The following is a 23,036-nucleotide window of genomic DNA, read 5'->3' as shown; positions in this document are numbered from 1 at the left end:
CCTGTTAATGGTTAACAAATGGAGTCGTTAGCGATTCATTCTCTATTTAGGTATTTATGGACTGGGTGCGCAAGGACATTATTATGTTGCTGATGTCCTTCTGCACCCAGTGAGATCATGCCAGATTGTACGTGGCACTTGTATTTATAAACTATTCGCAATCCATCACGCTATACGATGGTCATTCATCGGATATCTTACTAATAACGTGCCGTTAGACGCTTGAATTGAAAAGCTACAACTTTAGGACACATACGGCCAAATTATCTCCACTTGGTGAACCTATTGAACCATTCCCCAACGAGACAGTGTAAAAGCTTTGAGTGGTACCAGGCTTGAATGCCCAGTAAGGGATATTTCCATTAGCGAAGGTGGAATTACTATATTTTCTCATATTACCCCATTCTGACCAGAGCATGCCTACTGTTCCTCGGGAACTGGGAAGTATATTCAATAAGTAAGTATCTGGAATTGACCATGTAAATCTGGGTTGCAGCTCGTAGCACCACGAACGAGCACCACTCGTCGTTACCCATACATTATTGCTATCGCTGCGGAACCAATGGGTTACTGCGAAGGTATAGGCCAGAGGTTCCCCACCCGATTCGGGGGTTGCAGTAATCGTCACTGGTGCAGCATCACCCTGAGATATAAAGCTCACAGTTCCACTGCTATCCACAGAGACCCATGGGGCATCACTGCTCCAAGTGTAATCACTCGGCGCACTGGGTGTATTCAGGACAAATTCCGCCCCATCAAACCCTGTGGTCGGGAACCCGGCATCGACCGCAAACGTGAAGTCATTGACGGAAATATCTTCAAACTCCCCGAAAAGAGGGGTGACGACGACATTGACCGTCACCCTGTCACTGGTCACGCCATCCAGGCTGGCACTGATCTCTGTGGTGCCCTCTTCCACACCGGTCAGCAGGCCGCTGATCACGGTGGCCGTAGCGGCGTCATCGGACAGCCAGGCGACGCTGCCGGTCACATTGGCCGTGGTGCTGTCGCTGTAGGTGGCGGTGGCGGTCAGCTGCTGGGTCTGGCCTTTGCCGACCGACACGCTTGGCGGCGTGATGTCGATGGCGGTGAGGACGGCATCGGTGACGGTGACCTGGACTGCGTTGCTGGTCACGCCATCCAGGCTGGCAGTCACTTCCGCAGTACCTTGCTCCACACCGGTCAGCAGGCCGTTGGTGGTGATGGTGGCCGTGGCGGTATCATCCGACAGCCAGGCGACGCTGCCGGTCACATCCGCCGTGGTGTTGTCGCTGTAGGTGGCGGTGGCGGTCAGCTGCTGGGTCTGGCCTTTGCCGACCGACACGCTTGGCGGCGTGATCGCGATGGCGGTGAGGACGGCATCGGTGACGGTGACCTGGACTGCGTTGCTGGTCATGCCATCCAGGCTGGCAGTCACTTCCGCGGTGCCTTGCTCCACACCGGTCAGCAGGCCGTTGGTGGTTATGGTGGCCGTGGCGGTGTCATCCGACAACCAGACGACACTGCCGGTCACATTGGTCGTGGTGTTATCGCTGTAGGTGGCGGTGGCGGTCAGCTGCTGGGTCTGGCCTTTTCCGACCGACACGCTTGGCGGCGTGATCTCGATGGCGGTGAGGACGGCATCGGTGACGGTGACCTGGACTGTGTTGCTGGTGATGCCGTTCTGGCTGGCGGTCACTTCCGTGGTGCCCTGTGCCATCCCGGTCAGGAGGCCGGTGGTGGAGACGGTGGCTGTGGTCATGTCATCCGACAGCCAGGCGACACTGCCGGTCACATTGGCCGTGGTGTTATCGCTGTAGGTGGCGGTGGCGGTCAGCTGCTGGGTCTGGCCTTTTCCGACCGACACGCTTGGCGGCGTGACCTGGATGGCGGTGAGGACGGCATCGGTGACGGTGACCTGGACTGTGTTGCTGGTGATGCCGTTCTGGCTGGCAGTCACTTCCGTGGTGCCCGCTACCCTGCCGGTCAGGAGGCCGGTGGTGGAGACGGTTGCCGTGGTGATGTCGACCGGCAACCAGGCGACGCTGCTGCTGATATCCACCGTGGTGTTGTCGCTGTAGGTGGCGGTGGCGGTCAGTTGCCGGGTCTGGTCCTTGGCCAGCGAGACGCTTGGCGGCGTGACCTGGATGGCGGTGAGAACGGCGTCGGTGACGGTGATTTGGATTGTGTTGCTGATGATGCCATCGTGGCTGGCCGTGATGGTGGTCGTCCCCGCGTCTCTCGCGGTGAGCGCACCGGGTGAGGACATGGTGGCGATCCGGTTGTCACTGGAATGCCAGCTTGTCTCACTCGTCAGATCCTTGACCGAACCATCGCCGTAATGACCCGTTGCCATAAAGGGCTGGGTATTACCTTTTGCCAGGATGAGTGAACTGCTTCCTCGAGTGCTGACCGGGCTGGCAACAATATGGATCCGTTCTAACGATGGCGAGGTCTCGGGGGTGGTGTCCTCTGAGCCACCACTACAACCCAATAATAAAAATGAAAAAAGCAGGGCGACATATGACCGTAATATCTTTGTCATAGGTAAAGTCCTCCAGGTTTATATTTCTGGCGCAAGCCTTGAAGGGCTCGCATGAATTTATGTGCGTCGTGACAGTCAGGCTGGAAATCATGTTTTTGATGGGGGTGTTTATATGCCCATTCACAACATCTGATTTCAATCAGAGCAGCATTAATTGCCTGGTGTTGGTTGGCGGATGGTGGCCGCCAGTAATCTATTCACTGTCTAGACGTTTACTTACTGGGGCGCAGGACGGTGTTGTGTTGCAGATGCCCTAGCGCACGGATATAGCTGGCGCTTGCGCGCCAGCAACAAAAGCTAAATATCCTCACGAACACAGGCCACGTGGTGGCGGACGGTATCGTCGGCCGCCTGGCTGATGGAGGTACCGTTGTTCATGTAGGTGCGCCAGGGGCCTAGAAACCAGCCCTTATCGTTGGCCCAGTAGAGGTTCGTACTACCGCCACATCGGCCGAGCAGGGGCCACCCGTGAACATCACACATGTCATCACTGAACTGACCGAGTTCCGTTACAGATGAGCTCTGAATAAACAGGTTTTCGAGTTCGAGTTTGCTTGGCAGGCGAGCCGCTGGGTTCAGCCCTTTGCAATAGGCATCGGCATCGTTCCAGTTACGTCCAATCGTGTCAGGAGTAGTGAAAAACGCCAGGGGGGGCTTAACCTCCACCTCGGCAGTCGCACTGAAGGATTGGCCATTGGCCTCACCGGAGGCGGTGATGGTGACGGTTCCAGCGGACACGCCGGTCACCTTGCCTTTGTCGGTGCCACTGCTACTGACGGTGGCAACGGTTGGGTCGCTGGAACTCCAGCTCACGGCGTTATCCGCAGTCACATCGAGTTCCTTGCCATTGGAGAGCATGACTTCCCCTTTGAGCTGTTCACTCAAGCCAGCCGGCAGGGAGGAAAACTCGGGGGTGATTTGTACCTGAGTCACGTCGAGGTTGGTGATGGTCACCTCGGCGGTGGCGCTGAAGTGCTGACCGTTGGCCTCACCGGAGGCGGTGATGGTCACAGCCCCTGCGGACATGCCGACCACCAGGCCTTTGTTGGGACCACTGTTGACGATGATGGCAACGAGCGGGTTGCTGGAGCTCCAGCTCACGGCATCGTCAGCCGTGACATCCAGCAGCAGCATCGACTGATGACCATCGTACAGCAGGGCTTCCCCTTTGAGCTGTTTACTCAAGCCAACCTGCAAGGAGGAAACGGCGGGGGTGATCTGTACCTGGGTCACGACGAGATTGGTAATGGTCACCTCGGCCGTCGCGCTAAAGGGCTGGCCATTGGCCTCACCGGAGGCGGTAATGGTGACAGTCCCTGGGGACACGCCGGTCACCATGCCTTTGTCGGGACCACTGCTGCGGATAGTGGCGATGGCAGGATCGCTGGAGTGCCAGCTCACGGCGTCGTCAGCGGTGACATCCAGCACCTGACCATTGGACAGAGTGACTTTCCCTGTGAGCCGTTCACTCCATCCTGCCGGCAGGCTGGAGACGGCGGGGCTGATCTGTACCTGGGTCACGACAGCATGGGTGATGGTCACCTCGGCGGTGGCGCTGAAGTGCTGTCCATTGGCCTCACCGGAAGCTGTGATGGTGACAGTCCCTGGGGACACGCCGGTCACCCTGCCTTTGTCGGCGCCACTGCTGCTGATGGTGGCGACGGTCGGGTCGCTGGAGTGCCAGCTCACCACGTCGTCAGCGGTGACATCCAGCACCTGGCTATCGGACAGAAGGGCTTCCCCTGTGAGCTGTTCACTCAAACCCACGGGCAGAGAAGAAACGGCGGGGGTGATCTGTAGCTGGGTCACGACGGCATGGGTAATGGTCACCTCGGCAGTCGCGCTGAAGGATTGGCCATTGGCCTCACCGGAGGCGGTAATGGTGACGGTTCCTGCGGACACGCCGGTCACCCTGCCTTTGTCGGCGCCACTGCTGCTGACGGTGGCAACGGCCGGGTCGCTGGAGCGCCAGCTCACGGCGTCGTCAGTCGTGACATCCAGCATCTGACCATCGGACAGAATGGCCTCCCCTGTGAGCTGTTCACTCAAGCCTACGGGCAGAGAAGAAACGGCGGGGGTGATCTGTAGCTGGGTCACGACGGCATGGGTAATGGTCACCTCGGCAGTCGCGCTGAAGGATTGGCCATTGGCCTCACCGGAAGCGGTGATGGTGACGGTTCCTGCGGACACGCCGGTCACCCTGCCTTTGTCGGTGCCACTGCTGCTGATGGTGGCAACGGCCGGGTCGCTGGAACGCCAGCTCACGGCATCATCAGCAGTGACATCCAGCACCTGGCCATCGGACAGAATGACTTCCCCTTTGAGTGGTTCACTCAAGCCAACCGGCAGGGAGGAAACGGCGGGGGTGATCTGCAATCCGGATATAGAGATATCTGGCGGTATTACAGTAGATGAGTCATTGTTATTACCATTACAACCCAGTAATAAAAATGAGAAGAATAGGGCGACATATGACCGTAACATCTTTGTCATAGCAAGGTCCTCTAGGTTTATATTTTTGGAGCAAGCTTGAGGGCTTGGGCAATCATAAACAGGGGGCGAGTTACAGCTATGCAAGGATGTGGCAACGTGCCAACGAAAAAGTATGTGAGACGATCTTTAAGGCGGCTGTGTTTGGTAACTCTATAATGTGATCGAATAATAACCCACGATATTAATCGTGACCAGCATTATAAAAAATGTACTTTTGTTATTCCTTTGCACTGGTTTTCAGTATGAATTAATTCTGAATGGAATTATTTGTATTTTCGTCTGAAATATCCTGTAACAAATTATATTGTGCGATGCATTCAAAGTGCTTTTTTATTTAACTGGTTTTGATGAACCAGCTCTGAATGGATCTTGCTAAATTCCCCTCAGACATGTTTTGATACAATTTTATGGGAGTCATTTTCAATCGGCTATTCATGCTTTGTGCCCTCCATATGGATGGGCGTCGTACGAGGTGCCGTATTCGATTGGCATGGTGTGCGGGGGGATGGGCGCGGGGCCTTTCCTGGCATGTCATGCAGATCCCGATTCATCTTGCTTGCATTGCCTGTCATGGAAGGGGGCTTGTGCAGCCCCCCTGTCTGACCCGTGGGTAACTGGGCTGACAGGGGCATTGTCAGCGCGTCGGCTCAGATCCCCTGCCAGATCGGCCAGCCGAGCCAGATCCCGAGCAGCAGCAACTGCCCCCAGACGATGGCCCAGAACCGCAGGCGGTAGCTCCCTTTCTGGGTCTTGTGGCGCAGCCACTGGCGGGCGACCAGGGCGCCGGGCCAGCCGCCGCACAGCTCAAGCAGGTGCAGGCGGGCCTCGGGCACGCGCCAGCCGCCACGAATGGCCTGGCGCTTGTCCCAGGCGTAGGCAGCCAGGGTCAGCAGGCTCATCAGCAGGATCAGGGCTAGCGGCCACCAGTTGGCGTCCCGCACCCCGAGCCAGCCTGCCCAGCCCAGGGGCAGCAGGGCCAGCACCATCATGATAGGCACGCCGGATCCCGGGTCTCGTCCGGGCTTAACGTGCGGATCACCCGGGCCGGATTGCCCACCGCCAGGGAGTCCGCCGGGATGTCCCGGGTCACCACGGCGCCAGCCCCTATGATGGAGCGCGGCCCTATGGTGACGCCTGGGCAGATGATGGCTCCGCCGCCAATCCAGCAGTCATCGCCTATCCGCACCGGCTTGTTGTAGGCGGTCCAGTTGCGTCGCTCCAGATAGTCCATGGTGTGGGTGGCGGTGTAGATCTGCACGTTGGGGGCCAGCAGCACATGGTTGCCGATGTGCACCTCGCCCACGTCGAGTATGGTGACGTTGAAGTTGAAGAAGGTCTTCTCGCCGATGTGGATGTTGCGGCCGAATTCGCAGGTGAAGGGGGTGCTGATCCAGCAGGAGTCGGGGCAGTGGGCGAAGAGGTCACGGCAGATCTGCTGGCGCAGGGCGTGCTCTCCCGCCGGTGAGGCGTTGAGTCGGCTCAGCAGCGCCTGGCCGCGAATGCGGTCGTTCGCTATCTCCTCGCTCTGGCTGTCCAGGGCGCCCCCCGCCAGTACCTTGTCCCAGTCGCTTGCCATGGTCATCTCCTCCTGCTGCAAGAGGGGGCAGTATACGCGACAAGGGGAGGGGGTGTCAGAGTGCCGGGCCCGTCAGGTGATCCCCGTCATCCTGTCATCACGCCATCACGCCATCACGTCACAGGACAAGGGGCAGGATGAGCAGGATGGAGACGAGGTAGGGGAGCAAGACCCGCCGCCCCAGGCTGCGTCCGCCAATCACCAGTGCCAGCACCCCTTTCACCAGGGAGTTGACCAGCCCGGCGAGCAGTATGCCCCTGGCCGCCACCTCCAGGGCCAGCTCCTTCTGGGCGAGCTGGGAGAGGGAGAGGGTGATGGCGTCCACGTCCGTGATGCCGGAGACCAGCGACAGCAGATAGACCCCGGAGTTGCCCACCTTGCTTTGCAGCAGGGTGGCCATGAAGCCGATGAGGGCGAGCAGCAGACCGAACTTGATGGCGGTGGCGAGATCCAGCGGGTTGCGGGTTTCGGGCTGTACCGGGCCGTCCGGCATCTCTTCCCGCTGGCGCCAGAACCAGAAGGCAAAGCCGTAGACGATGGCTGCCAGCAGCAGCAGGGGGGCGGCCAGACGCAGCGCCAGCTCTCCGTGGATGATCAGCACCAGTGCCAGTAGCCTGAGCCACATGGTGGCTCCCGCCAGCAGAATGCCGGTGGCCAGCAGCCGCTCCAGCCCTCCCTGCTCCTTGTTGAGGCGGGCAAATTGCAGGGTGAGGGCGGTGGAGGAGGCGAGCCCCGCCAGCATGCTGGTGAGCACCAGCCCGGAGCGGGTGCCGAGCAGGCGCACCGCGAAGTGACCACAGAACGAGATGCCGGCGATCACCACCACCATGAGCCAGATCTTGAAGGGATTGAAGGCATTGAGGGGACCCATCTCGGTATCGGGGAGCACCGGCAGCAGCACCAGGGAGATAAGCAGAAAACGCAGGGTGGCGTGAAACTCCATTTCGCTCAAGAACAGCATCCCCTGCTGGATCTTGCCCTTGAGCCCCATCAGGAGGGCCGCCAGCACGGCGCAGGCCACCGCCTCGCTCGGGCTCTGCAGCACCGACATCAGCCCCAGCAGGTAGGTGAGCACCATGGCTACCGAGCTGGTGAGGCCGAACTCCCCCTGCCAGCGCTGGGCCAGCCAGACCGAGAGGCCGCACCCCGTCACCACGGTCAGCAGACCGAGCAGGGCCAGCCAGGCGCCCAGGGTGGGCAGCAGCAGGGCGCAGACCCCGCCGAGCAGACCGATGAGGCCATAGGTGCGCATCCCGGCGATGCGCTGGTTGTCTCCGAGCTGGCGCACCTGCCAGCCCCGCTCCAGCCCGATGATGAGCCCGATGGCCAGGGACACCAGGGCGCCGTAGACGGGCTCGGCCTCTATCCACATGGGTTTCTCCTCCCGCTGCCGTTTCAGTGAGGATGGCACAGGGCATCCCGGGGCAGGGGGAGCTGGCTCACAGAGCGGGTGTCCCGCCTGCCGGGGTCTTGCAAACAAAAAAAAGGCGCCACCTGGAGGGGGCGCCTGGAAAGGTCAAACCTTGCGGTTTGCAGACCAACGGAACCAAAGATCACACACTTCACACTCAGCACTGCTGTGGGGGCAGGGCTCAACCCTGCCACTTGCCTCCTTCCACTATCACGTCGTTGGGATCGGTATCGGCGCTCAGTTTGTCGCGCACATACTGGTCGTAGAGTTTGAGCAGGTACTTATCTTCCCCCAGCTTGGCGAGACGGTCGTTGACCCAGTCCCGCAGCTCGATATTGCCCTTCTTCACCGCCGGGGCGATGGGGTCTTCCGAGCCCAGCTTCTCGGGCAGCACCCGATAGCCCGGGTTCTCCTTGGCCCAGCTGAACAGCACCAGGTTGTCCTGGGCATAGGCATCGCCACGGCCCTGGGCCAGCGCCTGCAGGGATTCGGTGTTCTTCTCGAACTTGAGCACCTTCCACTCCGGGTGGTTGCGGGTCAGCCAGATGTCGGCCGTGGTGCCGGTGGTGACGATAAGCCGCTTGCTGGCCAGATCGTCGAGCTTCTTGGCGTCGCTGCCTTCCGGCACCAGCACCTGTACCGCGACCTTGAGGTTCGGGTTGGTGAAGTCCACCACCTGCCGCCGCTCCGGGGTCACCGTCATGTTGGCGAGGATGAGATCCACCTTGTCGCTCTGCAGGAAGGGGATGCGGCTGGCGGGCTCCACCGCCACGAACTCGACCTTGTTCTCGTCCCCCAGCAGATCCTTGGCGAAGCGGCGGCCGAGATCGGTGTCAAAGCCGACGTAGTTGCCCTTCTCGTCCACATAGCCAAACGGCGGCTTGTCGGTGAAGACGCCGATGATGAGCTTGTCACGGGCCTTGATCTTGGCGAGGGAACCGTCTTCTGCCTGGGCGGCGCCGCTGGCGAGGCCCAGGCCGATGAGGGCGCTAAACAGGACCGAGGTAATTATCTTCATGCTGACTCCTTTCGTTTGCTGACAGTTGTATAAGAAAACTTGGCGAGGAACTGGCGGGCACGCTGGCTCCTGGGATTGTCGAAAAATTGATGGGGGGCTGCCTGCTCCAGGATGTGGCCGCCGTCCATGAAGACGATGCGATCCGCCACCGCCTGGGCGAACGCCAGCTCGTGGGTGACGATGAGCAGGGTCATGCCGCTGCCGGCGAGATCCCGGATCACCTCCAACACCTCCTGCACCATCTCGGGATCCAGCGCAGCGGTCACCTCGTCAAACAGCATCACCTGCGGGTTCATGCACAGGGCCCGCACGATGGCGATGCGCTGCTGCTGGCCGCCGGAAAGCTGACGTGGATAGTCGTGGCGCCGCTCCCACAGGCCGATGCGAGTCAGCAGCTGTTCCGCCTGCAGCAGGGCTTCCTGCCGCTCCCGCTTCTGCACCTGCACAGGGCCGAGCAGCACGTTCTCCAGCACCGTCAGGTTGGGGAAGAGGTGATAGCTCTGGAACACCATGCCGATGCGCTGGCGCAGCCGCTGCCAGTCGGTGCTGGCATCCAGCCTGTCTCCATCGAAGCGAATGTCGCCCCCCTGAATGGGTTCGAGCCCGTTGAGGGTGCGCAGCAAGGTACTCTTGCCGCAGCCGCTCGGCCCCAGGATGACGATCACTTCCCCGGCGTTCACCGTGAGGCTGACCTCGTCCAGTACCCGGTGTTGGCCGAATTGTTTGCTGACAGCATTGAGCTCAAGCAGAGGTGTCATACCGCATTACCCCATTGTTGCTCCAGCCGGCGCGAGGCGAGCGAGAGCGGATAGCAGACCAGAAAAAAGAACAGGAACAGCAGACCGTAGATAAGCAGCGAGCCATAGGTGCGCTCGATGATCTGCTGGCCCACCTTGATCACCTCCACCACCCCGATCAGCACCGCCAGCGAGCTGGTCTTGATGATGCGGGTGTAGATGTTGATGGTCGGCGGCGTCAGCCGTTGCAGCGCCTGGGGCAGCAGCACGTGGCGATAGAGCTGCCAGCGGGAGAGCCCGAGCGCCAGGCCAGCCTCCTGCTGGCCGCGGGCGAGGGAGTTGAGGCCGCCGCGAACCACTTCGCCTACCTCGCTGGCCCCCCACAGGGCCAGCACCAGCACGGAGCACCAGAAGGCCGGGATGTCTACGCCAAAGAAGATCGGCAGCCCGAAGAAGAAGAGGTAGAGCCAGACCAGCACGGGCACCACCCGAAACAGCTCCAGATAGACCCGCAGCACTCCCCGAGTCAGCCTTCCCCCTTGCTGGGCCAGCACGCCGTAACCGACCCCGCCCAGGGTGGCGAACAGGATGGCGAGCAGGGAGATGGCGAGGGTCTGACCCGCGCCCACCGCCAGCAGCGGCAGCGCCTGCGCCAACTGCTCAGTAACCGGACTGGCCATAGTGATCCCTCCCTTCTTGTGTATGGGTGGCGAGTGACGGCGGCTGCAGGAAGATAAGTGCCCACATCGGGATCCTCGCCTGCATCAGCGATTCAGTGACCGAACTGGCCATAGTGATCCCTCCTTTCTTGTGCATGGGTGGCGAGTGACGGCGGCTGCAGGACAATAGGTGTCTGCATCAGTTGCTCAATGACCGAACTGACCATGTTGCAGTCTCCTTTCAACGACCCGCAGTGCAAGGGAGAGCGGCAGAAAGATCAGCACGCACATCAAGGTCAGCACCGCCAGCATCTCGTAGGTCTTGTAGTAGAGGGCGATGTAGTTCTTGGTGGTGTAGAGGAGCTCGGGCACCGCCACTGCCGAGGCCACCGTGGTCTCTTTGAGCAGAAAGATGAAGTTGGCAAACAGCGCCGGCAGGCTGGCGAGCCAGGCCTGGGGCAGCTGGACGTGGCGCAGCAGCTGCCAGCGGGAGAGGCCGATGGCCCGGCCCGCCTCCAGCTGGCTGGGGGGGATTGCCTGAATGCCTGCCCGCAGCGCCTCGGTCAGGTAACCGCCGCCGAGGAAGGTCATGGCGATCACCGCCGTGGCAAAGCCGGAGAGCGAGATGCCGAGGGCCGGCAGCCCGAAGTAGAGAAAGAACAGCTGGATCAAGAGCGGCGTGTTGCGGGCCAGCTCCACATAGGCGCGGATCACCCCGTTCAGCCAGGGCTTGTGCAGGCTTTGCAGCGTCACGTTGAGCATCGCCACAGTGAGCGAGGTGAGGATCACGATGGCGCCGAGCTGCAAGGTGACCCAGACCGATTGGCCGAACGCCGGCAGGGTGGTGAGAACAAAGGACCAGTCGAAGCTCATGCCGGGATCCTCCCGTCGCGGCGCAGCCGCTGGGGCACGACCGTGATGGCGTCAGGGTACTTGATGCCGGCGCCGGTGTTGAGCACCACCACCCGCTCGCCCCCCTGTATCCAGCCCGCTTCCCGCAGCTGGCGGGCGGCGGCGAAGGCGGCCGCCCCTTCCGGGCAGACGAAGCTGCCTTCGCGCGCGGCGAGCTGTCGGATCTCGCGCTGGATGGCGCTATCGTCCACCGCGATGGCGCACCCCTCGGTGCGATAGAGGGCGTCCAGCACCAAAAAGTCCCCCAGCGCCTTGGGCACGTTGATGCCAAAGGCGAGGGTCTGGGAATCGGGCCAGAAGCGCGATTCGCGCTCCCCCTGCTGCCACGCCTGGACGATGGGCGCGCAGCCGCTCGCCTGCACCGCCACCAGTCGCGGCAGCGCCCCCTTGACCCAGCCCAGCTCCTGCAACTCCCGCAGCGCCTTGTAGATGCCGATGAGACCAACCCCGCCGCCGGTGGGGTAGAGGATGACGTCCGGCAGGGTCCAGCCGAGCTGCTCGGCGATCTCCAGCCCCATGGTCTTCTTGCCCTCGATGCGATAGGGCTCCTTGAGGGTGGAGGCATCGAACAGCCCCTGCTCGGCCACCGCCTCGGCCACCTGGCGACCGGCGTCGCTGATGAGGCCATCCACCAGATAGAGGCGGGCACCGGCCAGCGAGGTCTCCAGTCTTGTGATGGCGGGGGCCGCCTGGGGCATGACTATGGTGCTGCGCAGCCCGGCGCGGGCGCCATAGAGCGCCCAGGCCGCCCCGGCGTTGCCGTTGGTGGGCATGGCGAAGTGGGTGATGCCGAGCTCCCGGGCGCGGGAGACGCCGACCGCGGCGCCGCGGGCCTTGAAAGAACCGGTGGGGATGATGCTCTCATCCTTCATCCAGAGATCCGGAATGCCAATCTGCTTGCCGAAAGCGGGCAGGGGCAGCAGAGGGGTGAAGCCTTCCCCCAGGGTGATCACCTGGGCGGGGTCGCGCACCGGCAGCAGCTCGTGGTAGCGCCACAGGCTGGCGGGGCGGCCCAGCAGAGCGGCCGGGTGCCAGGCCTGTTTCAGGGCCTCGAGGTCGTAGCTGGCCAGCAAGGGGGCACCGACCGAGCTCAACTGCTGGGGCTGATCGGCATCCACTATCTCGCCGGTCTTGCTGCAACGCAGATGTGATAAGTAGCTGTACGGCATGCTTTATCCTGAATGGCTCACGTTGGCTGGTGTCTTATTCCATCCTGTGACCCAGGGGCCGGATAACAAACAAAATAAAGCGGCAAACTTAAGCGAAAAAATTCATATGGCTCCCCCGTGTCGGCGGGCCACCCTCTGCCACCGGTCGGGGGGTTGGGCCATCCGGCGCGCTTTGTTAACCTGCCCGCTCACTCAAACCGCAGGGAGCCGCCTCGATGCGAGCCATTGTCAGCCTGCTGGCCCTGTCACTGCTCTGTGCGTGCAGCGGCCAGCCAACCAGAGAGGATGCCATGTCAGGGAATACGCGCCTTCACTACCCCGTCACCCGCCAGGGTGAGCAGGTGGATCACTATTTCGGCCAGGCCGTGGCCGACCCCTATCGCTGGCTGGAGGATGATCGCAGCCCCGAGACGGAGGCCTGGGTCAAGGCCCAAAACCGGGTGACTCAGGGTTACCTGGCGCAGATCCCGTATCGCGCCGCCATCAAGGAGAAGCTGGCCGCCTCCTGGAACTACGCCAAGGAGGGGGCACCGTTTCGCGAGGGGCGCTACCACTACTTCTTCAAGAACGACGGCCTGCAGAACCAGAACGTGCTGTGGCGCCAGCAGGAGGGCAAGCCGGCCGAGGTGTTCCTCGATCCCAATACCCTCAGCCCCGACGGCACCACGGCGCTGGATCAGCTGAGCTTCTCCCGCGATGGCCGCATCCTAGCCTACTCCTTGTCGCTGGCGGGCAGCGACTGGCGCGAGATCCATCTGATGGACGTAGAGAGCAAGCAGCCGCTGGAGTCGCCCCTCAAGGACGTGAAGTTCAGCGGCATCAGCTGGCTCGGCAACGAGGGCTTCTTCTACTCGAGCTACGACAAGCCGGATGGCAGCGAGCTGTCGGCCAGGACCGATCAGCACAAGGTCTATTTCCACCGGCTCGGCACGGCGCAGGAGGATGACCGGCTGGTGTTCGGCGCCATCCCGGCCCAGCACCACCGTTACGTGGGGGCGACCGTCACCGAAGATGACCGCTTCCTGCTTATCTCGGCGGCGAACTCCACCTCGGGCAACCGCCTCTATGTGAAGGATCTGAGCCAGGAGAACGCGCCGCTGCTGACGGTGCAGGGGGATCTGGATGCGGACGTGAGCCTGGTGGACAACCAGGGCGGCACCCTTTACCTGCTGACCAACCGGGACGCCCCCAACGGCCGGCTGGTGACGGTGGATGCCGCCAACCCGGGTCCGGCCCACTGGCGGGATCTCATCCCCGAGCGTCAGCAGGTGCTGACGGTACACAGCGGCAGCGGCTATCTGTTCGCCGAGTACATGGTGGATGCCACCGCCCGGGTCGAGCAGTTCGACTACGAAGGCAAGCGAGTGCGCGAGGTGGCGCTGCCCGGCCTTGGCAGCGTCAGCGGCTTCAACGGCAAGCACGATGATCCCGCCCTCTACTTCGGCTTCGAGAACTATGCCCAGCCGCCGACCCTCTACCGATTCGAGCCCAAGAGCGGCGCCATCAGCCTCTATCGCGCCTCGGCGGCGCCGTTCAAGCCAGCGGATTACGTCTCCGAGCAGCGCTTCTACCAGAGCAAGGACGGCACCCGGGTGCCGCTCATCATCAGCTACCGCAAGGGGCTCAAGCTTGATGGCAGCAATCCGACCATCCTCTACGGCTACGGCGGTTTCGACGTGAGCCTGACCCCAAGCTTCAGCGTAGCGGTGGCCAACTGGCTGGATCTGGGGGGCGTCTATGCGGTGGCCAACCTGCGGGGGGGCGGCGAGTACGGCCAGGCCTGGCACCTGGCGGGCACCCAGCAGAACAAGCAGAACGTGTTCGACGATTTCATCGCGGCGGCCGAGTACCTCAAGGCCGAGGGCTACACCCGCACCGATCGGCTGGCGATCCGCGGTGGCTCCAACGGCGGTCTGCTGGTGGGGGCGGTCATGACCCAGCGGCCGGATCTGATGCGGGTCGCCCTGCCGGCGGTGGGGGTGCTCGACATGCTGCGCTACCACACCTTCACCGCCGGGGCTGGTTGGGCCTATGACTACGGCACCAGCGCCGACAGCGAGGCGATGTTCGACTACCTGAAGGGCTACTCGCCGCTGCACAACGTCCGGGCCGGGGTCAGCTACCCTTCGACCCTGGTGACCACGGCGGATCACGACGATCGGGTGGTGCCGGCCCACTCCTTCAAGTTTGCTGCCACCCTGCAGGCCGACAATGCCGGCCCCCATCCCCAGCTCATCCGCATCGAGACCAATGCCGGGCACGGGGCGGGCACGCCGGTGGCCAAGCTTATCGAGCAGAGTGCGGACATCTATGCCTTCACCCTGTACGAGATGGGCTACAGGGAGCTGCCGCGTCAGCCTTGATCCGGGCGAGACGGGCGCCAGCCATCCACTATCATCAGGGCCCTGCGGGGCCCTTTTTATTGCCGCGCGTTGGAAGAGCTGCGCTGGCTGCACTAGCTGCGACCATCCCTGTCTCGCCGCTGGCCCGTTTTGGCAGACGGGCCCCATCTGTCATCCCCCCGGTGGTATAGTCAGCCACAAGATCCGCATTCAAGGAGTCCATCGTGAAGAAGATCATCTACATCCTGCTGGGGTTGGCGCTGGCGGCCGTGGTGGCCATCGCCGCCCTGGTGTCCCTCATCGATCCCAACCAGTTCAAGCCCCAGCTGGCGGAGCAGGTGCGCAAGAGCACCGGCCGCGAACTGGTGATACAAGGGGATATCGGCTGGCGTTTCTGGCCAAGCCTGGGCCTCTCCCTCGAGCAGGTGGCGCTGCGCAACCCCGCCGGTTTCGCCGAGCCCGACCTGGTGCGATTCGAGCAGGGTGAGGCCTCGGTAGGCTTGCTGCCGCTGCTTTCCCACCGCCTTGAGATCGGCAAGGTGACCCTGAGCGGAGCTCATCTGTTTATCCAGACCCGGGCTGACGGCAGCTCCAACCTGAGGGATCTGCTCAAGGCCTCCGCCGACCCCAAGGGGGAGGCGACGACCTCCGAGCCTGCCGCAACGACGCCCCCAGCCGCCAGTGACAAACAGCCCTGGCAGATCAGCCTGCAAGGCATCGCGCTGGTGGATGCCAGCGCCCTGGTGCGGGACGACCGCAGCGGTACAGTCTCCCGGCTCGACAGGCTGGATCTCGATCTGGGGCAGTTGACCCCGGGGGAGTGGGTACCGGTGACCCTGGCGGCCAAGGGGGCACAGGGGGAGCTGGCCTTTGATCTCAAGGGTCAGGCCCAGCTCAAACCGGCCCGGGAGGCCATGAAGAGCGAGCTCAAGGATCTCAATCTCAGCGGCAGCCTGAACCAGCCGGTGCAGCGGCTCGATGCCTTCACCCTCAAGGCCGATCGGCTGGCATTGGGGGAGTGGAGCAGTCTGAGCCTTAGCCTCAGCGGGGCACAGGGGGCGGCGGACAAGCCGACCCTGGCCGGTACGCTGGAGGGGACCCTCAAGGCGCGCCTCGATGAAAACCGGCAACTGCTGGAGCTGTCGGATGCCGTGCTGGCCGCCAAGCTGAGCGGTGATGCCCTGCCGCGCCCGCAGATGCAGCTCAAGCTCGCTGGCTTTGCCCGCGCCGAGCTGGACAAGCAGGCCGTCACCCTCAGCAACCTGGTGATGGGGGTGGATGATGCGCTGCTGAGCGGCAGCGGCGCCGTTCGTCTGGGGGCCGTTCCCAAAGTGGACTTTGACCTCAAGGGGGAGAAGCTGGATCTCGACGGCTGGCTCGGTCAACCGGCCAAGGCTGCACCTGTGGCCGCCACCTCGGGAGCGGCTGCACCGGCCGGAACGCCGGCACAGACCGCCGTGCCCGCCAACAGGGCGCTCTCCACGGCCGAACCGGATCTGACCGCCCTCAAGGCGGTGGACCTGGCTGGCCGCCTGCAACTGGGCAGCCTGCGCCTCAAGGGGCTGGATCTGAGCGCCGTCGATCTGCAACTGGCCCTGGCGGGTGGTCAGCTCACCCTCAAGCAGTTCAGCGCCGGGGTGGCCGGCGGCCAGGTGACCGCCAGCGGCGTGCTCGATGCCCGTCAGCAGCCGGCCCGCTATCAGGTGCACAAGCGGGTGCAGGGGGTCGATGTGCGGCCCCTGCTGCAGACCCTGGCCCAGACCGACCTGCTGGAAGGCAAGGGGGATCTGGAGGTCGAGGCGCAGGGCTCAGGACTCTCCGAGCAGGCGCTGCGCAGCCGGATGCAGGGCAAGGTGAACCTCAGGCTGAGCGATGGCGCCCTGCACGGCATCAACCTGGCGGAGATGATCCGCGAGGCGCGGGCCACCCTGACCGGCAAGGGGGCGGATCAGGTGAAGGAGGTGCGCAAGACCGATTTCAGCGCCCTCACCGCCAGCTTCCAGATTGCCAACGGGGTCGCCCAGAGCGACGACATCCAGCTCTTTGCCCCCGCCCTGCGGGTGAAGGGGCAGGGCCAGACCGCCCTGGTGCCGGAGACCCTCGACTTCCTGTTCCTCACCTCCGTGGTGGAGAGCAGCAAGGGGCAGGGGGGCAAGACGGTGGACGAGCTCAAGGACATCACCATACCGGTGCGCATCGGCGGCCACTGGCAGGCGCCGAGCTACAAGCTCGACGTGAAGGCCTTGCTCAGCAACAACAAGGTGCTGGAGGAGAAGGCCCGCAAGGAGGCCGAGCGCGGTCTCAAGAAGCTGCTGGGTGACAAGGCCGACAACGAAGGGGTGAAGGGGGTGGCCGACCAGCTGCTCAAGGGTCTGTTCAAATAGCCAACCTCCCGTTATTGCCATCAAGAGCCCGCCCCGTGCGGGCTCTTTGTTGTTGTGCCGGGCGTCACGGGACGAGGTGTGGTCGCCAACATGAGGTACTATGCGAAGCAGTCATCGAAACCGGGAACCGGGAGGGTTCATGAACAAACGGGTGCTGATCACCGGCGGTGGTAGAGGTATCGGGGCCGCGACAGCCCGCTATCTGGCGGCGCAGGGTTACCATCTCTGTCTCAACTATCGTCAGGACAGGGCGTCCGCCGAGGCGGTGGTGGCTGAGATTCTGGCCACCCATCCGGTCGAGTGCATCGCGGTGCAGGCCGATGTCAGCGTGGAGGCCGAGGTGGTGCGCCTGTTCGAGGAGATGGACGCGCGGCTCGGCCCCGTTACCCACCTGGTGAACAACGCCGGCAGGTTGCAGCCCCAGATGCGGGTACTGGAGATGAGCGCCGAGCGCATCAACCAGACCCTGACCACCAATGTCACCAGCTGCTTTCTCTGCTGCCGTGAGGCAGTGCGCCGCATGACGGCGGGGGGCGCCATCGTCAACGTCTCTTCCGCCGCTGCCAGGCTGGGCTCCCCCGGGGAGTACGTGGATTATGCCGCCGCCAAGGGGGCCGTCGACGTGCTGACCAGAGGCTTGTCGCTGGAGCTGGCGGCCCAGGGGATCCGGGTCAACGGGGTGCGTCCGGGTTTCATCTACACCGAGATGCATGCCGACGGCGGCGAGCCCGGCCGGGTGGACAGGATCAAGGGGGCCATTCCGCTGCAACGGGGCGGCGAACCCCGTGAGGTGGCGACCGCCATCGCCTGGCTGCTGTCGGACGAGGCCTCCTATGCCACCGGCACCTTTATCGATGTGGCGGGCGGGCGCTAGGTCATCTTCAACAAGCCTCTCGTCAACGAGAAGGGGCGCCATGGCGCCCCTTCTGCTTATTCTCCCAGCAGCTGTTGCCAGACCGCCAGCACATGGCCCCGCTCTCGCGGCAACTGATCGTCCCCCACCTTGCGGGAGATCTCCGAGAGATTGAGGCGATGGCCGAGGTTGCGGATCTCCAGATAGGCCTGCTTGAGCCCCTCTGCCTGCTCCAGTGTGAGTACCCCCGCCATCACGCACTCATCGAAGATGCGCACATTGTCTGACCAGCGGGTGAGGGCGTCCGGCTCACCGCAGGCATGGGCCAGCACCAGGTACTGGGCGATGAACTCGATGTCCACCATGCCGCCGGGGGACTGCTTGAGATCGAACTCTCCCTCTCCCGCCTTGAGCAGGTGATCCCGCATCTTCTGGCGCATCTCCCGCACTTCGCGGGCCAGGGTGGGCAGATCCCGCTCCTTGGCCAGCACGTCGCGGCGGATGCGGGCAAATTCGGCGACCACGGCATCATCGCCATAGATGGGACGGGCTCGCACCAGGGCCTGATGCTCCCAGGTCCAGGCTTCCTGCTGCTGGTACTGCTCATAGGCCGACAGCGATGAGACCAGCAGGCCTGAGTCGCCGGAGGGGCGCAGCCGCATGTCGATCTCGTAGAGGATGCCGGACGGAGTGCGGGTGCTGAACAGATGCAGGATCCGCTGGGCCAGGCGCAGGTAGAACTGGCGGCTGTCGATGGGCTTGCGGCCATCGGTGTAACTGTTGGGGTCGCCGCCGTGCAGGAACACCAGATCGAGATCCGAGCCGTAGCCGAGTTCGATGCCCCCCAGCTTGCCGTAGGCCACCACCGCAAAGCCGCGCTGGCCGCTCACCGCCACCTCGGGCGGCACCCCGTAGCGTTCGCTCATCTGGGCCCACGCCTGATTGACCACCTCCTCAGTGATCGCCTCCGCCAGCCAGGTGAGGTGGTCGCTCACCTTCATCAGCGGCAGGGCGCCGGCGATGTCGGCGGCGACGATGCGCAGGAGCTGCACCTGCTTGAACTGGCGCAGCGCCTCCATCTGCTGCTCCACGTCCTCCTCGGGGATGCGCAGCAGGAACTGGCGCAGCTGGGGCTTGTACTGATCCAGCGGGGTGGGGTGGTAGAGGTGCTGGGGATCCAGCAGCTCGTCCAGCAGGATGGGGTAGCGGGCCAGCTGCTCGCTCACCAGGTTGCTCTCGTCACACAGGCGCACCAGCTGGCGCAGGGCGGCGGGGTTTTCCGCCAGCAGTTGCAGATAGGCGCTGCGGGTGAAGATGCGGGTCAGCAGGGTGCAGACCCGCTCGAACAGGCGGGCGGGCTCGCGGCTCGCCACCACCAGCCGCAGCAGCTCCGGCATCAGCCAGTCCAGGGCGATGCGCCCCTGGGGCCCCACCTGACGGCGCTTGTACTCCTCCTTGAAACGCAGCAGGGCGGCGCAGAGGGGGGCGGGCTCCACCACTCCCTGCGTGGTCAGCAGTTTTTCCAGCTCGGCGGCATCAAGCTCGGTGCGCCAGAGATCGAGCCAGAGCTGTTCCAGGTGGGCGGGGGCCTCCTTCTCTTCCCCCACCACGGCGACGAACTCCTGATGGACGGCGGCCATCTCCTCATCGAGGTGGGCCATGAAGGCGTCCCAGTCGGTAAAGCCGAGGGTGGCGATGAGCCGCTGGCGATCCCGATCCTCGGTGGGCAGAGTCTGGGTCTGCTGATCGCCGATCTCCTGCAAGATGTTTTCCACCCGGCGCAGGAAGCGATAGGCGGTGAGCAGGCGTTCGCACTGGCTCCCCTCCAGGGCCCCCCCCTGGGCGATGGCGGCCAGCGCCTCCGGCAGGTGGCGTACCCGCAGGGCGGGCTCGCGCCCGCCACGGATGAGTTGCAGCGCCTGGGCGATGAACTCCACCTCGCGAATGCCCCCGGCCCCCAGCTTGATGTTGCCCTCCAGTCCCTTGCGGCGCACCTCGGCGGCGATCATCGCCTTCATCTGGCGCAGGCCGTCGATGACGCCGAAGTCGATGTAGCGGCGGAACACGAAGGGGCGCAGCAGTTCGGTCAGGGCCATGGCGTGTTCGCACTGGGGGCCCAGCACCCGTGCCTTGACCATGGCGTAGCGCTCCCAGTTGCGGCCGTGATGCTGGTAGTAGTCCTCCATGGCGGCGAAGGAGATGGCGAGCGGCCCCGCATCGCCAAAGGGGCGTAGCCGCATGTCGACCCGGAACACCTGACCATCCTGGGTGGGCTGGTGGAGGGCGTTGATGAGACGCTGCCCCAGCTTGATGAAGAACTGCTGGTTGGCGAGCTCCCGCCGACCGCCAACGGTGTAGCCGTTCTCGGGGAAGGTGAAGATAAGGTCGATGTCCGAGGAGAAGTTGAGCTCGCCGCCGCCGAGCTTGCCCATCCCGAGGATGAGCAGCGGCTGGGGGTTGCCATCGCCGTCCATCGGGGTGCCCAGCTCGCTGCACTGTTTGGCATAGAGCCAGTCGCGGGCACCACAGATGAGGGCATCCGCCAGCTTGGTGAGATGGATGAAGCTCTCTTCGACCTCGGATTCCCCGAGCAGCTCGCGCCAGGCGATCACCAGCATGCGGCTGCGGCGGAACTGGCGCAGGATGCGCTTGAGCGCCTCCTCGTCCGCGACCTCGGCGAGCAGGGCTGCGAGCTCAGGTTCATAGGCGGGCCAGCGCTCGGCCCGGGTCAGTGCGTCCGATGCCAGGGTCTCGGCCAGCAGCCCCGGCTGCTTGATAAGGGAGTCGGCGACAAAGTCGGAGAGGCCGAGCAGGGTCAGCAGGGTCTGGCGGGTGGGCTCGGGCAGTGCGTCATACTGGGGCGCCAGGGCGAGCAGCCGCTGCCAGTGGCGCAGGGCCTGCTCCTGCAACAAGGGGGAGAAGGCGGAGAAAGAGGGAAAGTGCTGGGCCACGGTTGCCATCCTTGTGGTTGACGAGTCTGCAGGGAGAGTGAAATGCCGGCTGCCAATCTAGCACTCCCGGGCGCTGGCGTCACAGCGCCGCTGCCCGGAAGGTGATCCGGCGACGGATCTGGCGATCGGCCGGGCTCAGGGACGCCGGTAGATCTCGGGGTCGTAGATTTCCATCAGGCTGCCGGGGCTTCTCGGCGGCACAAAACCGAAACCGGCGTAGAGGCCGTGGGCATCGGAGGTGGCGAGGGAGAGACGGCGCAGCCCTTGCAGCTCCGGGTGGGCGAGGATGGCTGCCACCAGGGCCTTGCTGTGACCGCGCCCGCGATGTTCGGGCAGCACGAAGACGTCGGCGAGATAACCGAAGGTGGCCTTGTCGGTGATGACCCGGGCGAAGGCGACCTGCTGGCCGTCGAGATAGGCTCCGAAGCACAGGGAGTGGTTGATGGCCCGCTGCAGGGTGGCGAGGGGAATGCCGAGGCACCAGTAGGCCTCTTCACTGAGGAAACGGTGAATGAGCGGGACGTCGAGGCGCCCCTTGTCGTCGCTTATCACAAGCGCACGTTCTGTGGTCTGCATCCTGGCTCCTTGCCGTGATGAAAAAAGAAAGGCCCCTAAGGGGGCCTTCCAGTGTACTCAAATCACGACCTCAGGCCAGCCTGAAGGTTTGACGATGGGCGCCAGCATCAGGCCAGCTTGAAGGCCTGGATATGGCTGTCCAGCGTCTGGCTGTGGTGTTCCACCAGTTCGGAGGCATCTTTCAGCTCCCGCAGCACCACGACGGAGCCTTCCACCACCTGTTTGACCTGCTCCAGGTTGGCATTCATCTCCTCGGCCACCGAGCTCTGCTGCTCGGAGGCGGCGGCGATCTGGCGGTTCATGTCGGCCACTCCCTGCACCCGCTGCACTATGGTGTCGAGCTGGGTACCAGCCTGAGTTACCTGCTCTACCCCCTTGTCCGCCTGCTGCACGCTCTCGGCCATCAGGCCGACGGCCTGGCGGGCGTTGCCCTGAAGCTGCTCGATCATCTTCTGGATCTCGACGGTGGCCGCCTGGGCACGGTTCGCGAGTTCGCGCACCTCGGAGGCGACCACGGCAAAACCGCGACCCGCCTCACCGGCGCGGGCGGCCTCGATGGCGGCGTTCAGGGCCAGCAGGTTGGTCTGCTCGGAGATGCTGCGGATGGTGTCCACCACGGAGCCGATGCGATCGACCCCGTGTTCCACTTCGTTGACCACGGTGGAGGAGCGCTGGATGTTGCCGGAGAGAGTGTCGATGGTGTTGACGGTAGCCGCCACGCAGCGGCTGCCCTCCTCGGCCAGCTGGCTGGTTTCGGCGGTGGCATGGGACGCCTGCTCCGCGTGGTTGGCCACTTCCCGAATGGCACCCACCATCTGGCTCATGGCGCTGGCAAGCTGCTCAATCTGGGTGAACTCCTCGTTGATGGCCTCGTTCGCCTCATCCATGCAGAGAGTCACCTGGGAGGCGATCTCGTTGAGCTCCTTGCAGGCGGCACGCTGGGTCCCGAACACCTCCTTGAGGTTCTCCTGGGAGTGGGCCACCGCCTTGGCGATGTCGCCGAACTCGTCCCGGGACTTGAGCAGCACGCTGTGGCTGAGATCCTTGTTGGCGAAACGCTCCAGCAGCCCCACCAGGTAGTGGACCTGCTTGACCATGAGGCGGGAGCCGGTGAGCAGCAGCACCACGAAGACGACCCCCATGAGCGCCGTCTCCACCAGCCCGGTCCAGAGCAGGCGATCGGCGATGGTGTTGGCCATGGCGGCATCAATGCCCTCGCTGAGCAGGGTCGCTTCCAGGTTGCTGGCATCGAACCAGAGTTTGGCCAGCAGCAGGGTGCTGAACACCATGAGCAGCACCACCTTGGGCACCAGTCGGATGTTGCTCATGCGCCTCTCCAGCGGGTTCAACTGCATAATTTTTCTCCTTTCAACGTCCATTATTCCTTTGCCGTCATAGCTATCGGCATTATCTTCCTTTTTATTAATTTGC

General features: G+C 63.4%; 16 protein-coding genes. 3 read left to right on the top strand and 13 right to left on the bottom strand.

Going from position 1 to position 23,036, the window contains the following annotated elements; genetic code table 11:
- Window positions 1-235: 235 nt before the first annotated feature.
- From AB7E19_RS08760 to AB7E19_RS08715, 10 genes are all read right to left on the bottom strand, one after another.
- Complete coding sequence (locus AB7E19_RS08760; RefSeq protein ID WP_322131387.1) at window positions 236-2,524, bottom strand: Ig-like domain-containing protein; 2,289 nt, start codon at window positions 2,522-2,524, stop codon at window positions 236-238.
- A gap of 297 nt (window positions 2,525-2,821) precedes the next feature.
- Window positions 2,822-5,008, bottom strand: a complete 2,187-nt coding sequence (locus tag AB7E19_RS08755) for an Ig-like domain-containing protein (protein WP_322131390.1) — start codon at window positions 5,006-5,008, stop codon at window positions 2,822-2,824.
- Window positions 5,009-5,664: 656 nt separating this feature from the next.
- A complete protein-coding gene (locus tag AB7E19_RS08750) occupies window positions 5,665-6,006 on the bottom strand; it encodes a DUF1294 domain-containing protein (protein WP_045522034.1) in 342 nt (113 codons plus the stop codon).
- Window positions 6,003-6,593: a sugar O-acetyltransferase gene (locus tag AB7E19_RS08745; RefSeq protein WP_322131386.1), complete on the bottom strand. Its 591-nt coding sequence runs from the start codon at window positions 6,591-6,593 to the stop codon at window positions 6,003-6,005. Before AB7E19_RS08745 ends, AB7E19_RS08750 begins: the two co-directional genes overlap by 4 nt.
- Before the next feature lie 118 nt (window positions 6,594-6,711).
- Complete coding sequence (locus AB7E19_RS08740; RefSeq protein ID WP_109112177.1) at window positions 6,712-7,965, bottom strand: MgtC/SapB family protein; 1,254 nt, start codon at window positions 7,963-7,965, stop codon at window positions 6,712-6,714.
- Between the two features lie 220 nt (window positions 7,966-8,185).
- Window positions 8,186-9,022 (bottom strand): transporter substrate-binding domain-containing protein, encoded by an 837-nt coding sequence (locus tag AB7E19_RS08735; protein ID WP_427934985.1) that lies wholly within the window; start codon window positions 9,020-9,022, stop codon window positions 8,186-8,188.
- The gene (locus AB7E19_RS08730; RefSeq protein WP_069784248.1) at window positions 9,019-9,780 is read right to left on the bottom strand and encodes an amino acid ABC transporter ATP-binding protein; all 762 of its coding nucleotides are present in this window, start codon (window positions 9,778-9,780) and stop codon (window positions 9,019-9,021) included. Before AB7E19_RS08730 ends, AB7E19_RS08735 begins: the two co-directional genes overlap by 4 nt.
- Window positions 9,777-10,439: an amino acid ABC transporter permease gene (locus AB7E19_RS08725; RefSeq protein ID WP_319885030.1), complete on the bottom strand. Its 663-nt coding sequence runs from the start codon at window positions 10,437-10,439 to the stop codon at window positions 9,777-9,779. The genes AB7E19_RS08730 and AB7E19_RS08725 overlap by 4 nt, the downstream gene beginning before the upstream one ends.
- Window positions 10,440-10,625: 186 nt before the next feature.
- Complete coding sequence (locus AB7E19_RS08720; RefSeq protein ID WP_161470287.1) at window positions 10,626-11,291, bottom strand: amino acid ABC transporter permease; 666 nt, start codon at window positions 11,289-11,291, stop codon at window positions 10,626-10,628.
- Entirely contained in the window at window positions 11,288-12,499 is a 1,212-nt protein-coding gene (locus AB7E19_RS08715) for a threonine synthase (protein WP_198497679.1), read from the bottom strand. The genes AB7E19_RS08720 and AB7E19_RS08715 overlap by 4 nt, the downstream gene beginning before the upstream one ends.
- Before the next feature lie 215 nt (window positions 12,500-12,714).
- Here AB7E19_RS08715 and AB7E19_RS08710 point away from each other — a divergent pair, with 215 nt between their 5' ends.
- From AB7E19_RS08710 to AB7E19_RS08700, 3 genes are all read left to right on the top strand, one after another.
- Window positions 12,715-14,862, top strand: a complete 2,148-nt coding sequence (locus AB7E19_RS08710) for a prolyl oligopeptidase family serine peptidase (protein ID WP_322131383.1) — start codon at window positions 12,715-12,717, stop codon at window positions 14,860-14,862.
- A gap of 203 nt (window positions 14,863-15,065) precedes the next feature.
- Window positions 15,066-17,225 carry an AsmA family protein gene (locus AB7E19_RS08705; RefSeq protein WP_322131382.1) on the top strand — a complete coding sequence of 720 codons (2,160 nt, stop codon included), beginning with the start codon at window positions 15,066-15,068 and terminating at the stop codon, window positions 17,223-17,225.
- Between the two features lie 139 nt (window positions 17,226-17,364).
- A complete protein-coding gene (locus tag AB7E19_RS08700; RefSeq protein ID WP_239054081.1) occupies window positions 17,365-18,099 on the top strand; it encodes an SDR family oxidoreductase in 735 nt (244 codons plus the stop codon).
- 56 nt (window positions 18,100-18,155) lie between these two features.
- Here AB7E19_RS08700 and glnE read toward each other — a convergent pair whose 3' ends face one another.
- From glnE to AB7E19_RS08685, 3 genes are all read right to left on the bottom strand, one after another.
- Window positions 18,156-21,029 (bottom strand): bifunctional [glutamate--ammonia ligase]-adenylyl-L-tyrosine phosphorylase/[glutamate--ammonia-ligase] adenylyltransferase, encoded by a 2,874-nt coding sequence (glnE, locus tag AB7E19_RS08695; protein ID WP_427934980.1) that lies wholly within the window; start codon window positions 21,027-21,029, stop codon window positions 18,156-18,158.
- A gap of 135 nt (window positions 21,030-21,164) precedes the next feature.
- A complete protein-coding gene (locus tag AB7E19_RS08690; protein WP_427934978.1) occupies window positions 21,165-21,605 on the bottom strand; it encodes a GNAT family N-acetyltransferase in 441 nt (146 codons plus the stop codon).
- Between the two features lie 107 nt (window positions 21,606-21,712).
- The gene (locus tag AB7E19_RS08685) at window positions 21,713-22,960 is read right to left on the bottom strand and encodes a methyl-accepting chemotaxis protein (protein WP_315627551.1); all 1,248 of its coding nucleotides are present in this window, start codon (window positions 22,958-22,960) and stop codon (window positions 21,713-21,715) included.
- Window positions 22,961-23,036 lie beyond the last annotated feature (76 nt).

The sequence above is a fragment of the Aeromonas sp. genome (assembly GCF_050252055.1).
Taxonomy (GTDB): domain Bacteria; phylum Pseudomonadota; class Gammaproteobacteria; order Enterobacterales; family Aeromonadaceae; genus Aeromonas; species Aeromonas caviae.
The sequence above is the reverse complement of the archived record's forward strand: the minus strand, read 5'-3'. Positions and strand labels throughout refer to the sequence as shown.